Source organism: Achromobacter deleyi (assembly GCF_013116765.2).
Taxonomy (GTDB): Bacteria; Pseudomonadota; Gammaproteobacteria; order Burkholderiales; family Burkholderiaceae_B; genus Achromobacter; species Achromobacter deleyi_A.
This window is the reverse complement of record NZ_CP074375.1, coordinates 267,555-280,570: the sequence shown is the minus strand read 5'-3', so window position 1 is coordinate 280,570 and position 13,016 is coordinate 267,555. Positions and strand designations below refer to the sequence as shown.

Annotated in this window: 15 protein-coding genes; 10 read left to right on the top strand and 5 right to left on the bottom strand. The window is 65.6% G+C overall.

Translation table 11 applies throughout. The features are described from left to right. Positions 1-14: 14 nt before the first annotated feature. Positions 15-554: an antibiotic biosynthesis monooxygenase gene (locus HLG70_RS01260; RefSeq protein WP_171664715.1), complete on the bottom strand. Its 540-nt coding sequence runs from the start codon at positions 552-554 to the stop codon at positions 15-17. Positions 555-755: 201 nt separating this feature from the next. Between HLG70_RS01260 and hpxZ the strand changes: the two genes are divergently transcribed. The 7 genes from hpxZ to HLG70_RS01225 all read left to right on the top strand — a co-directional run bounded on the left by hpxZ (position 756) and on the right by HLG70_RS01225 (position 7,151). After that, positions 756-1,130 (top strand): oxalurate catabolism protein HpxZ, encoded by a 375-nt coding sequence (hpxZ, locus tag HLG70_RS01255; RefSeq protein WP_171664716.1) that lies wholly within the window; start codon positions 756-758, stop codon positions 1,128-1,130. Between the two features lie 127 nt (positions 1,131-1,257). Then, complete coding sequence (locus HLG70_RS01250) at positions 1,258-1,812, top strand: NADPH-dependent FMN reductase (protein ID WP_171664717.1); 555 nt, start codon at positions 1,258-1,260, stop codon at positions 1,810-1,812. Between the two features lie 248 nt (positions 1,813-2,060). Further along, entirely contained in the window at positions 2,061-2,822 is a 762-nt protein-coding gene (locus HLG70_RS01245) for an IclR family transcriptional regulator (protein WP_171664718.1), read from the top strand. A 304-nt stretch (positions 2,823-3,126) separates the two neighbouring features. Further along, a complete protein-coding gene (locus HLG70_RS01240; RefSeq protein WP_171664719.1) occupies positions 3,127-4,446 on the top strand; it encodes an MFS transporter in 1,320 nt (439 codons plus the stop codon). Next, the gene (locus tag HLG70_RS01235; RefSeq protein ID WP_234103339.1) at positions 4,443-5,474 is read left to right on the top strand and encodes a ketopantoate reductase family protein; all 1,032 of its coding nucleotides are present in this window, start codon (positions 4,443-4,445) and stop codon (positions 5,472-5,474) included. The genes HLG70_RS01240 and HLG70_RS01235 overlap by 4 nt, the downstream gene beginning before the upstream one ends. Continuing rightward, entirely contained in the window at positions 5,471-6,226 is a 756-nt protein-coding gene (locus HLG70_RS01230; RefSeq protein WP_171664720.1) for an SDR family NAD(P)-dependent oxidoreductase, read from the top strand. Before HLG70_RS01235 ends, HLG70_RS01230 begins: the two co-directional genes overlap by 4 nt. A gap of 28 nt (positions 6,227-6,254) precedes the next feature. Then, entirely contained in the window at positions 6,255-7,151 is an 897-nt protein-coding gene (locus tag HLG70_RS01225) for a polysaccharide deacetylase family protein (protein WP_171664721.1), read from the top strand. 695 nt (positions 7,152-7,846) lie between these two features. On the opposite strand, the gene HLG70_RS01220 is transcribed toward HLG70_RS01225, so the two are convergent. After that, positions 7,847-8,062 carry a dodecin gene (locus HLG70_RS01220; RefSeq protein ID WP_088141994.1) on the bottom strand — a complete coding sequence of 72 codons (216 nt, stop codon included), beginning with the start codon at positions 8,060-8,062 and terminating at the stop codon, positions 7,847-7,849. A 203-nt stretch (positions 8,063-8,265) separates the two neighbouring features. Here HLG70_RS01220 and HLG70_RS01215 point away from each other — a divergent pair, with 203 nt between their 5' ends. Continuing rightward, positions 8,266-8,787, top strand: a complete 522-nt coding sequence (locus HLG70_RS01215) for a DUF6496 domain-containing protein (protein WP_171664722.1) — start codon at positions 8,266-8,268, stop codon at positions 8,785-8,787. Between the two features lie 32 nt (positions 8,788-8,819). On the opposite strand, the gene HLG70_RS01210 is transcribed toward HLG70_RS01215, so the two are convergent. Further along, entirely contained in the window at positions 8,820-9,722 is a 903-nt protein-coding gene (locus tag HLG70_RS01210) for a LysR family transcriptional regulator (RefSeq protein WP_171664723.1), read from the bottom strand. Between the two features lie 112 nt (positions 9,723-9,834). On the opposite strand from HLG70_RS01210, the gene HLG70_RS01205 reads away from it, so the two are divergent. Further along, positions 9,835-10,629, top strand: coding sequence for an SDR family NAD(P)-dependent oxidoreductase (locus HLG70_RS01205; protein ID WP_171664724.1), 795 nt, complete (start codon positions 9,835-9,837; stop codon positions 10,627-10,629). Between the two features lie 18 nt (positions 10,630-10,647). Beyond that, positions 10,648-11,661: a zinc-binding alcohol dehydrogenase family protein gene (locus HLG70_RS01200; protein ID WP_171664725.1), complete on the top strand. Its 1,014-nt coding sequence runs from the start codon at positions 10,648-10,650 to the stop codon at positions 11,659-11,661. Positions 11,662-11,680: 19 nt separating this feature from the next. On the opposite strand, the gene HLG70_RS01195 is transcribed toward HLG70_RS01200, so the two are convergent. Beyond that, positions 11,681-12,037 carry a hypothetical protein gene (locus HLG70_RS01195; RefSeq protein WP_171664726.1) on the bottom strand — a complete coding sequence of 119 codons (357 nt, stop codon included), beginning with the start codon at positions 12,035-12,037 and terminating at the stop codon, positions 11,681-11,683. A 76-nt stretch (positions 12,038-12,113) separates the two neighbouring features. Further along, complete coding sequence (locus HLG70_RS01190; protein WP_171664727.1) at positions 12,114-13,016, bottom strand: aldose 1-epimerase; 903 nt, start codon at positions 13,014-13,016, stop codon at positions 12,114-12,116.

Sequence of the window (13,016 nt, the reverse complement as noted above, 5' to 3'; positions counted from 1 at the left end):
CGGGTCCGGAGCGTTCAGCCCGCGCGCAGCCAGCGATGCAGCACGCGCGAAATGACGGGAATGCAGACAAACACCATGATGGGCGTCAAGGTCACGCTGGTGATCAGGACGCGCCAGAACACCGGCAGGATGCTCAAGTGCTCGCTGACCAGGATAGAGAACACCAGCAGCACCGGGAAGTAGGCCAGCCAGATGCTCACGGCCTGCTTCCAGCGCGGCGGCGCGCTGGTCTTGGGCGCGAACCAGCCCTCCGTGCCGCTCACGCGATGCTCGTGGCTGGCGCGCACCAGGCTGGCTCCGCGTTCCAGCCACATGCGGCGCGGCAGGGACTTTTCCCAGCGGTTCAGGCTGGCCTCGTCGGTAAAGCGCAGCACGATCTGGTACTGGTCGCCGCCCTCGGGCGGCTGCAGCACGCCCGACCCGAGAAAGCCCGGAAAGCCCGCCGCCAGGATTTCGCCCTGGCGCATCCAGGACAGAAAATCGCTATAGCGCTCGGGCGCGATGTGCCGCGTCACCAGCATGGTGACCGGGGCGGAAACAGCGGAACTGGACATGTCGGAACTCCTGGGGCAGCGTGCAGCTTGTTATGCAGTGTTAACCCTAGCAAGCCGCGTGCCAGCTTTGCGGCGCAGCATTTCCCTGGTGCGAGTGACAGTTCTTCTTGATGACAATGAATTTCTCGCACCGCAGCACACACCATATTGGTGATTACCCCTACACAACGCACTGTCTTGGTGCATTCCGGAGATAGACCGATGAACATCAACCTGCCCGAGGTCGTGGCTGAAGTGAAGGCGGCGTTCGAGCGCTACGAGGCGGCGCTGGTCGCCAACGACGTGGACGTGCTGGACACGCTGTTCTGGAACAGCCCGCATACCTTGCGCTACGGCGCCAGCGAGAACCTCTACGGCTACGACGCAATACGCGAATTCCGCGCCGGGCGTTCACCCCAGGGTCTGGCGCGCCGCGTGCTGCGCACCGCCATTACCACCTATGGCAGCGACTTCGCCACCGCCAACCTGGAATTCCAGCGCGACGGCAGCGAGCGCATCGGACGCCAGAGCCAGACCTGGATGCGCACGCCGCAAGGCTGGCGCGTGGTGTCCGCCCACGTCAGCCTGATGACATGAGCCTGTCATCGGCCCGCGCCACACTTGCGGCCCGGCCCGGACATAACAATATGGCGCAATCGGCATTGAGCACGTTGCGCTACGGGTCTACACTGGTCCTTCCTTTTCTCCGTTGGAGCACCCGCCCATGAGCACATACAAGATTGCAGTTTTCGTCGGAAGCCTGCGCGCCGCCTCGATCAATTTGCGCTTGGCCCGTGCGCTCGAAAAGCTGGTTCCCGCCGATTTCAAATTCGAGTATGTGAGCCTGGGTGATGTCCCGCTCTACAACCAGGACAACGAGAACAACCTGCCTGCGCCGGCCGCCAAGCTCAAGCAGCAGATCGCCGATGCGCAAGGCATCCTGTTCGTGTCGCCCGAGCACAACCGCTCGCTGCCGGCCGCCATCAAGAACGCCATCGACTGGGGTTCGCGCCCCTGGGGCCAGAACTCTTGGACGGGCAAGACCGTGGGTGTGGTCGGCGCCTCGCCCAGCGCCGCCGGCACGGCGATGATGCAGCAGCACCTGCGCAACATCCTGGCCGCCGAAGGCGCCAATACGCTGACCACGCCGGAAGTGTTCCTGCAGTACACGGAAGGCCTGGTCGATGACCAGTTCAACATCACCAACGAAGGCACGCGCAAGTTCCTGCAAGGCTGGATCGACCGCTATGTGGACTGGGTCAAGAAACTGAATGCCTGATTGCCGCCGATGCCGGCCGGGGCCCTGCCCCGGGCCGGCGCCGATCGCCCGCTCTACCTCCGGGCGATCAAGCCCCCCGATGCGTCGGGGGGCTTTTTTTTCGCCGCCGCGCCGGACGGCGGTTCAAGACGGGATCTCGCCCGGCAATATATATACTGGCCACTCACAAAAAACGTCCCCTGGGCTGCGTCCGGCACCGCGATGCGCGGGAGTTGCGCCCCATCGGTGAAATATATGGAAAGAACAGAATGAGCGACGTCGTACGGTCCGCCGCGAGAGTGCTGGATTTGCTGGAGTTTTTCTCGGCATCCAGGAGCAGCTATACGCTGGGCGAAATCGCCGGCCGTTTCAGCCTGCCCAAAAGCAGCGCCCTGGGCCTGCTTCGCACGCTCTGTTCGCGCGGCTATGTCGTGCGCGACGAGCAGGGCCAGTACACGCTGAATGCCTACTTTCGCCAACACGGGTTCGGCTGGGGCGGCGACACGCTGGCGCGCCTGGTGGCCATCGCCGCGCCGATGATGGCTGAAATGGCTGCCGAACTCGGCGAAACCGTCAGCCTGGGCTCTTTGCAGGACTCGGGCCACCTGAAAATCCTGGAACAGGCGCTGTCGCATCAGCCCATACGCTACGAAACCACGCCGGGGCAACTGTTCCCGGTGTATTGCACGGCGATAGGCCGAGTCCTGCTGGCGCACTCGACGCCCCAGCGGCGCGACGAAATGCTTGCGCGCCATCCGCGCGAGGCCATCACGCCGTACACCCTGACCGCCCTGGCGGACATCCACGCAAAAATCGCCCAGGCAGCGCAGGACGGCTACAGCGTGGTCGAAGAAGAGGCCGAACGCGGCGGCACGGGCCTGGCAATGGCGATCCTGGACAAGGACGGCCAACCTCTGGCGGCGCTCAACGTCGCATTCATCTCGGCGCGTTTCGCCGACAAGCGCGAGCAGGCTGTGCAGGCACTGCGCCAGCGCGTGGCGGTCATTCAGGCGGCCCTGGGAGAGGGCTGAGCGCTCACTGCGCCAGCCCCGCCCCCCTCCCCCTTTCGTTTAGCCCCGTCACTCGCCTCCCTTGAGGACGGCGAGCGCGTCGGCGCGCGTCCGCCGCAGGCAGGCCCCCCGGCATCTGGCCGCGCGGCTCAATCGGCCATGCAAGCCCCGCGATCCGGCCGCCCGCCCTTCATCAGTAATTCCCCCTATCGACGCGCCCCACCGCTCCCTGCATCATATTCCTGTATGTGAATGACGTTCACATATATGAACGAATGCGGGGCAGGCCTCATCCCGCGCACCATAGACCTCAGCCAATGCGACCATGAACTCCGCGCCTACAGCTACCTCTCCGGCACTGCCAAGATCGACCACTCCCGCCGACATCGCCCCTGTGCAGCCCAAGCGCCAGCTGGCGGCAGCCATGATCGGCAACGTGCTCGAGTATTACGACTTCATCGTCTACGCCTTCCTGGCCTCGACCATCGCCAGGAAGTTCTTCCAAGGCGACGAGGTGGCGGGCCTGCTGGCCAGCTTCGCCACGTTCGGCGTGGGCTTTCTGGCGCGACCCCTGGGCGGCGCGCTGATCGGACGCCTTGCCGACACCCACGGGCGCCGCATCGCCTTGCAGGTCACCATCTTCGGGATGGCCCTGGGCACGGTCGGCATAGGCCTGCTGCCCACCTACGACACCATCGGCCTTGCCGCCCCCGTCCTGCTGGTGGCGCTGCGGCTGGTACAAGGGCTGGCCGCCGGCGGCGAATGGGGCAGCGCCACCGCGCTGATCGTCGAATCCGCGCCCGCGGGCAAGCGCGGCCTCTATGGCGGCTTCGGCCAGGCCTCCATCGCGTCGTCCAATTTGCTGTCCAGCCTGGTCGTGGCCGCGGTTGTCGGCTTGTTCACGACCCAACAGATGGACGACTGGGGTTGGCGCATTCCGTTCCTGATCGGCGGTCTGCTGCTCCCCGTGGGCATCTACATGCGCCGCAACCTCGTCGAGACGCCCGCGTTCACCGAATCCCAGCAACTGGCGCAGACCCGCGTGCCCATGCCTCGCGGCGAAGCGATCAAGATGATGGGCCGCGCGTTCGGGTTCACCATCATCTGGACGGTTTCGTACTACATCATGCTGTCGTACATGCCGACCTTCCTGGTCAAGTACGTCGGCCTGACCCAGTCCCAGGCGCTGAAGTCCAACGCGATCGCGCTGGTGGTGCTGGTGCTGGCCACGCCGTTGTTCGGATGGCTGTCGGACCGCATCGGACGGCGCCCCCTGCTGCTGGCATGCTGCGCGGGATTCATCGTGCTGGCCTATCCGCTCTTCACGGTGATCCTCAACAAGCCATCCTTCGAGACCATCGTCACGATCCAGATCGTATTCAACATCTTCATCGCGGCCTTCTCGGGTGCGGCGCCTTCGGCCCTGTGCGAAATATTCCCCACGCATTCGCGCACCATGCTGCTGTCCATCGGCTACAGCCTGGCGACAGCCATCTTCGGCGGATTCGCGCCCTTCATCGCCACGGCGCTGATCGAATCCACGGGTTCCCCGATCTCGCCCACCTACTACCTGATCCTCGCTGGCGTCGTATCCGGCCTGGTCATTCTTGGCCTGCGCGAAACGGCGCACGAACACTTGAAGTGAGCAGCAAAAAAATGCACAAGGACATTCTTGTTTGGGGCGCCGGCGCAATCGGCGGCACGATAGGCGCATACTTGGCGCGCGCCGGCCACGACGTCACCTTTGTGGACGTGGAGGCCGATCACGTCGCCGCGATCCGCGATCCGGCGCGCGGCCTGAACATTACCGGCGCGATCGACAACTTCCGCGTCCATGCCCCGGCGTGCACGCCAGACTCGCTGCAAGGAACGTGGCGTCGGGTATTCCTGGCCGTGAAGGCGCAGCACACGCTGGACGCGTGCCGCCAATTGCAACCGCACCTGGCCGATGACGGCTACGTCGTGTCGCTGCAAAACGGCCTGTGTGAACGCCAGATCGAAACCGTCGTGGGACGCGAGCGCACGGTCGGCGCCTTCGTGAACTTCGGCGCCGACTGGATGGGTCCTGGCGAAATCATGTATTCCAACCGCGCCGCCGTGGTGGTGGGCGAAGTCGATGGCCGCATGAGCGAACGTATCCAGGCATTGCATCGCGACCTGCAACAGTTCGAACCCGAAGCCCTGCTGAGCGATAACGTGTGGGAATACCTGTGGGGCAAGCTGGCCTACGGATCGCTGTTATTCGCCCAGGCTATCGGCCAGTCCGGAATCGCCGACTGCCTGGCCCGTGAGGAACTGCTTGCGCTGTGGCGCCAGCTGGCGCGCGAAACCATCGACGTTGCGCGCGCCGAGGGCGTTGCGTTGCGAGGTTTCAACGGCTTTGATCCGGCGGCCTTCAGCGAGGGCGCGACCGAGGCACAGGCGCGCGCCAGCGTGGCGGCCATGGTGGCGTTCAACCGCCCCAATCCAAAGACGCACTCCGGTGTGTGGCGCGATCTGGCCGTGCGCAAGCGCCCTACCGAGGTCGACATAATGGCCGGCATCGTCGATATCGGCCGCACGCATGGCATCGCCTGCCCCAAACTGGACAAGCTGACGCGCCTGATCCGCGGCATCGAAGCCGGCCAGCGAACGCTGCATGACGACAACCTGCTGGAGCTGGCGCGTCCATGAGCCCTTTTGATTTCACTGGAAAGACCGTGGTCGTCACAGGTGCCGCGCTGGGCTTTGGCAAGGCCATCGCCGAACAGTTCGCCGCGCTGGGCGCCCGGGTGCATGCCTGCGACTTGCAGCCCATGGCCTTCGCGAACCAGGGCGAACATCCGATCCAAGGTGCGCAATTCGACCTGCTGGACCGCCGCGCCGCCACGCAATGGATACGCGACGTCGAGGCGGCCATGCCCGAAGGCATCGCTGTCCTGGTCAACAATGCAGGCGGCGTGGCCGGGCAGGCGCATGCGCCCCTGGAAACCGTCACGGACGAAGACTGGGACCGCGTGGTCGACATCAACCTGGGCACCGCGTTCACACTGAGCCGCGCCGTCGCGGCCGGAATGAAGGACCGGGGACGGGGTTGCATCGTCAACATCAGTTCGGGCGCCGCCCTGCAGGCTTCGCTGACCGGCGTGCAGGCCTATTGCGCAAGCAAGCATGCAGTACTGGGACTGACGCGCCAACTGGCGCACGAACTGGGTCCGCACGGCGTGCGCGTCAATGCCGTGGCGCCCGGCTTCGTCATCACCAACGCCGCCACCCAGCGGCAATGGGACGCCATGGGCGCGGACGGCCAGGCTGCACTGTTGCGTGGCATCGCGTTGCGCCGGCTGGCCTCGCCGCAAGACATTGCCAATGTCACGTTGTGGCTGGCCTCGGAGCTGGCGGCCATGGTTAACGGCCAGATCATTTCCGTGGACGGCGGCAAATAGTCCATTCAACTCTTTTGAGACTCACACCATGAATACACCGACCGACCAGGAACCCTGGCAATGGCCCGAAGCGCACTGGCGCAAGGTCGTCAACGGCGTACGCGCGGGACGCGCGCTGCATCCGGCAAAATGGCCCGGCGGCGCGCCCTTCGCCGTGGCCCTGTCCTTCGACAGCGACCACGAAACCAATGAACTTCGCGATGGCGGCAAGTCCATCAACCGCCTGAGCTGGGGCCAATACGGCAACAGGGTGGGCATACCGCGCATCGAGCGGCTGCTGCAACGCTACGGCGTGCGAGCCAGCTTCTACGTGCCCGCGGTTGCAGCGCTGCTGTATCCCGAGGAGCAGCAGCGCCTGGCCGCCGTCGGGCATGAGATTGCGCTGCACGGCTGGATCCATGAATTGAACTCTGTGCTGCCCTACGAGGCTGAGCGCGACCTGCTGCTGCGCGCCTCCGACACCCTGACCGCAATCACCGGAATCCGCCCAGTGGGCATGCGCACGCCGTCCTGGGACTTCAGCCCGCACACGCTGCGCATCGCCATGGAAATGGGTCTGGAGTACGACTCCTCGCTGATGGCCGACGAAGACTGCTACGAGCTGATGCTAGACGGCCAGCCTACCGGCGTGATCGAGTTGCCGGTGGAATGGATTCGCGACGATGCCGTGTACTTCATGATGCATCGCTTCCAGTCCCTGCGGCCCTACACGCCGCCCAAGGACGTACTGGATATCTTCGTGCGCGAGATGGAAGGCGCCGAGGCCGACGGCGCCATCTTCCAGTTGACGATGCATCCGCACATCATCAGCGCCCGATCGCGCATCTGGATCCTGGAAGAGGTCATCCGCCTGGCGCAAGCCAAGAGCGCATGGATCGCCACGCACGCCGACGTGGTGCGGCATGTGCGGGAGCATGGAGCCTGAATCGCGCGCCGGTTGAACAGGCTTCCGAAGGGAGTTGCGCGGCGCCGGGCTGCGCCCTCCAGACTTATCCCCTTCAACTGTGGAGAAAGGTGAGGACAGCTTTGGGGTAGACCCAAAATTCCCTGTCCCGCCAAGCACTTGCAATCGGTGGTTAAAAAATGCGCAATCATCCTTTTGGATGAGTTTTGGCGCAGTTATCCACTTGAAGCGGGCCCGATTCTCCCTGTGCCGCCCCGCTTCCTCGCCCTGTGTGGAATTGTCCCAGCATTCTGTGGAAAAGCATGAGGACAGTATGAGGGCAGGTCGAAAATCCCCTTCCATATCAATGTCCTGCAGGGGGTGGTCAAGAAAGGCCCAAACGCTGTCGTGCGGGCTCCGGGTTGTCCCCGTCAAATGTGGATAAGCCTGAGGACAGCCTGCGGGTAGTCGTCAAAAACCCTTATGGACCATGGACTTGGAACCTGCGGGCAAGAAACGCTCAGCCGCGAGCCAGCGCGGCGGCGCCACCGCGGCCGGCTCGGCGTTGGGGATAACGAAAGAGGCTTGTCCCCATGGAATGTGGACAAGCCTCTGAACAGTCGGACAACAAGTCGATAAAAGCCTTACCGAACAACGACTTGAAGTCGCTGAGCAATAAATGCCCCACGCCGCGCAGGGCGCGCGCGCTTGCGGCGAGAGAAATCAGCGCCGTGGAATCACTCGTTCCCTTCCAGCCGCATGCCGATCTTCATACCGACCTGCCAGTACGCCACCTTGCCGTCCTTGATGTGGCCGCGCACCTCGGTGACCTCGAACCAATCCAGGTTGCGCAACGTCTCGGACGCGCGCGCAATGGCTTGGGAGATTGCATCATCGGTGGACTTGGTGGAAGAGCCCACCAATTCGATTTGCTTGTAGACATGATTCGACATAGCTCGTCTCCACTATCGGGGGTGAGTCGTGAATCGTCGGTGCGCTGGCCTTGTCCCGGCGCTTACGACCGGCAATCCATTCGAACACACAGGATACCCCCACGGCGCTAGAGTGGTGTTACGAGTTTCGTCGCCCGGTCTCGGTCTCGATCCGGGGCTGACGGCGGAGTCCGCTTTTGCAACGCGAATCAAGGGAGGTCGCCATGCCTGAACGAAAAACCCTGGAACGCGCCGCGCGCGACAAGCGCCAAGGCAAGTCCGCGTCCACGCAGGCCGGAGAATTCGTGCGCGAGGAAATCGACCACGTGCGCGAAGGCAAGCACGGAGTGCGGTCCACCAAGCAGGCCATCGCAATCGGCCTGTCCAAGGCCCGCCGCGCCGGAGTCAAGCTGGCCGCCCCCAAGAAAGCCAGCGCCGCGACCCAGCGCAAGGCCGAGCAAGACAGCCATGCCGCCCACGACGGCCACGCCAAGTCGCCCACGCGGGCCAAAGCCACCACCAAGGCACTGAAGAAGGAAAGCGCCAAGCCGGCGTCGCACGCGGCGCTGTCGCGCAACGCCAGCAAGACCGCCGGCAAGCGCACGGCCGCGCAACGGTCCGCCGCTGCCCGCAAGGCCGCGGCCACCAAGGGCGCTGCCGGTCGATCGGCCGCCGCCAAGAAGGCCGCGCATACGCGGGCGGCGAACAAGCGGGCCGCGGGCGGACAGCATCACGCCGCTCGCTGAATGGACGCCGTCGCGGGCAACGGTCCGCGCCGCTATCCGGCTTCGAAGACTCTGAAGCGCTCTTGCAGGAACTCCCGCAAGCGCCTGACGGCCGGCGACAGCAACATGCGGTGCACGCACAGCAGGTACAGCGGCGAAGGCTCGCTGACATAGCCGGTCAATAGCTCGACGAGCCGGCCGGCCCGCAGGTCCGTCAGGACGTCATAGCGCGACTTATAGGCCACGCCATGGCCCGCCAGCGCCCAGCGGCGCACCAGGTCGCCATCGTCGCCGACGCGGTCGCCCTTGACCGGCACGGTGAGGCTGGTGCCGTCGCGCTCGAACGTCCAGCGGTCGTGCAGCGTCTCGCCCAGCACGAAGGACAGGCAGTTGTGGCGGCGCAAGTCCGCCGGCGCCTGCGGCACGCCGTGGCGCGCCAGGTACGCGGGCGAAGCGCAGACCACGCGGCGGTTGTGTTCGGCCAGGGGCAAGGCCACCAGCCCCGAATCGTTCGGCGTGCCATAGCGCACGGCGATGTCGACAGGCTGGCGGTACAGGTCGGCCAGCCGGTCGCTGATGCGCAGCTGGAAGCTGACGCGCGGATGCTGCTGCTGGAAGTCGTCCAGCCAGGGCAGCAGGACATGCCGGCCCAGGTCCGACGGGATGGACACGGACAGGGTGCCGGAAATGTCCGTCTTGTCGCGCGCCATCGCGTTCCTGCCGGCTTCCAGCGTGGAAATGGCCGAGCGCGCATACTCCAGATAGCGCTCGCCATCGCTGGTCAGTCGCAGGCTGCGGGTGGACCGCACGAACAGCCGCGCCTCCAGCGCGAGTTCCAGGCGCTTGAGCGCGGCGCTGGCCACGGCCGGGGTCAGGTCCAGCTCACGCGCGGCGGCCGAAAAACCGCCGAGGTCGGCCGCCGCGATGAAGATCCTCAAGTCCTCGAATCGGACCATTCCCGCCTCATTTTCAAAAAAATATTGAAACTGCCTGCGATGCTAGCCCGTTTTTCATCGTTGTGGACTAGGTAATCATGCAGACATTCCCCGACACGCATGGAGTCACCACATGAAAATCGAACTCAAGGGCAAGAAGGCTTTGGTCACCGGGTCGTCCGGCGGCATCGGATTGGCCATCGCCATCGGCCTGGCCGAGGCCGGCGCGCAGGTCGTGCTGCATGGCCGCAACGCGGACAAGCTGGCGCAGGCTGCCCGGGCCGTCGCCCAGCAGGCTCCCGGCGCCCAGGTCAGCACGGTGCAGGCCGACGTGGCCACGGCGGATGGCGCGGCCTCGATATGCGCCGCGCATCCCGACGTGGACATCCTGGTCAACAACGCCGGCTATTTCGCGCCCAAATCGTTCACCGAAATCACGGACGACGATTGGCAGACCATGATGGACACCAACGTCATGAGCGGCATCCGCCTGTCGCGCTACTACCTGCCGCGCATGACGGCCGCCAACTGGGGCCGCATTGTTTTCATCTCCAGCGAATCGGCCGTGCAGATTCCCGCCGAAATGATCCACTACGGCGTCAGCAAGACGGCCCTGCTGGGCGTGTCGCGCGGCCTGGCGGAGCTGACCGCCGGCACCGGCGTCACGGTCAACGCCGTGCTGCCCGGCCCCACCCGTTCGGAAGGCGTCTCCGACTTCTTCGCCGAAATGGCCAAGGAACAAGGCGTCAGCCAGGAGCAGATGGAGCGCGACTTCGTCGCCCAGCACCGCCCCACGTCGCTGCTGCGCCGCCTGGCCACGGTCGAGGAAGTGGCCAACATGGTCGTCTACACCTGCTCCACGCAAGCCTCGGCCACCAACGGCGCCGCGCTGCGCGTGGACGGCGGCGTCGTCCGCTCCATCATCTGACCGCACCGAGCCCAAGCCATGAAAGCCATCGCCTACTTCAAGAACCTGCCCGCCGACAACGCCGAAGCCTTGCAGGACATCACCGTCGCCGACCCCGCGCCGGGCGACCATGACCTGCTGGTGGATGTGCACGCCATCTCGGTCAACCCGGTGGACGTGAAGATCCGCGCCAACCGCAAGCCCAAGGACGGCCAGCCCGAGATCATCGGCTGGGACGCCGCCGGCATCGTGCGAGCCGTCGGCGCCAGGACCAGCCTCTTCAAGCCGGGCGACCGCGTCTGGTACGCCGGCGCCCTGACCCGCCCCGGCGCCAACAGCGAACGCCATGTGGTGGACGAGCGCATCGTCGGCCACATGCCCAAAAGCCTGGACTTCGCGCAGGCAGCCGCCCTGCCGCTCACCACCATCACCGCTTGGGAGTTGTTGTTCGACCGCCTGCGCGTGCTGGACAACGCCGCCCCCAGCCAACACAGCCTGCTGGTCATCGGCGCGGCCGGAGGGGTGGGTTCGATCCTGGTGCAGCTGGCCCGCCAGCTGACCGGGCTGACCGTGATCGGCACGGCGTCGCGCCCCGAGACGCAGGCCTGGGTGCGCGACCTGGGCGCGCACCACGTCATCGACCATGGCAAGCCGCTGACCGAAGAGCTCAAGCGCATCGGCTTCGGGCATGTCAGCTTTATCGCCGGCCTGAATCAGACCGACCGGCACTTCCCGCAAATGGCCGAAGCGATCGCGCCGCAGGGCAAGATCGCGCTGATCGACGACCCCGCCGCCATCGACGTGCGCCTGCTCAAGGCCAAGTCGGCCTCCCTGCATTGGGAATTCATGTTCGCGCGCCCGCTGCACGGCACGCCGGACCTGATTGCCCAGCACGAGCTCCTGAACCAGGCGGCCCGCCTGATCGACAACGGCACGCTGCGCACCACGCTTGGAGAGCACTACGGCAAGATCAATGCCGAGAACCTGCGGCGGGCCCACGCGTTCATCGAAAGCGGCAAGGCGCGGGGCAAGATCGTGCTGGAAGGGTTCTAGCGTTCAGGCGCCTTGCGCCTTACCCGCGCCCTTCGCGCCTGGCGCGCGCATGCGGATCGCTGATCTCGGTTTCCAGTTCAGCGATCAGCCACTCGAACCAGCCATTCTCCGTGCGGGCGTACACCACCGCGGCCGGCGTCTTGCCTTCGCGCCAGCCGGGCTGGTGCGTGTCCATCCACGAGGACAGGCTCTTGTGCGGCGCCAGCAGACCCGACAGCCAGGACCATACGTACTCAGGCACGTTGCGGCGAAACCCCTTCGCGCTGGCGTAGATGGTCGGCTCAAGCGGCAGGTTGCCGGAGCGGGCCAGCTTCGCCTGCACCCGGCGCAGCGTCTCGGCGGCAGCCTGCAATTGTTCAGTGCTGAGCTTTTTCACGTAATGACTCCTAGACTTGGTTTGACCGGATTATCACCGGAGGGCTGGCGCTTACAAAGCCCCGCATGCCCGCGCGTCACGCGTCACGCGGCGGCATGAGCGCGAGCAAGGCGGTTGCGCTGAAGCGCTCGCCGGGCGCCAGCTCCCGCATGCCGGTGCGGGTATCGCCGGCAGCAGCCAGATTGAAGGCATCCGCCACATTGGTTACCGGTTCAACGCAAAGAAAGTCGGCGCCCGGCGCCGTGTACACCACCAGGTGCGCGAACGCCGGATCCGCGTGCAGCGCCAGCTCGTGGCCATCCGGCCAGTGCAAGGTCGCTCGCCCCTGCCATTGCGACAGATAGGTATCGCAGCCCTCGTCGCACTGGCGCAGTTCGCGCACATGCGTCACCTGGCTGCCCACGGGCAAGCCGTCCGCGCCGGCCGGCCAGATGCGCCGGGCGTGCAGCGTCACCCGCTGGGCCGTGAAGTAGGGATGAATACCCAGGCCGAACGGCATGGGCGTGTCGCCCTGGTTCGCGATGGCCAGCGTCAGGCTTAAGCCCCGCGAATCCAGGCGCCAGCGCTGCACGCATTCGAACGGCCACGGCCAGCCCAGCACGCCGGCGGGCTGGTTCAGTACCAGGTCGACGCTGTCTTCGGTCCGGTTGCGGACCTGCCAGGCCTGGAAGAGCCCCGCGCCATGGATCGCCTGCGGCCTGCCCGGCACGGACTGCAAGACATGCCTGGCGCCGTTGAAAGTGAACACGCCGTCGCGGATGCGATTCGAGTAAGGCGCCAGCGGATAGGACCCCGCGCGTGGCCATTTGCCTGCCGGCCATTCCGTGGCGCTCAGCGGCACGATCCAATCATGCCCGCCCGTGGACAGGCGCGTCAGCCGCCCGCCGCCGCCAGGCGCAAACTCGGCCCGGTGCGACCCGCTGGCGATGGAAACGCGCTCGCTGGCATCCAGCACGGCGGGAACGGCAAAATCCTGCAT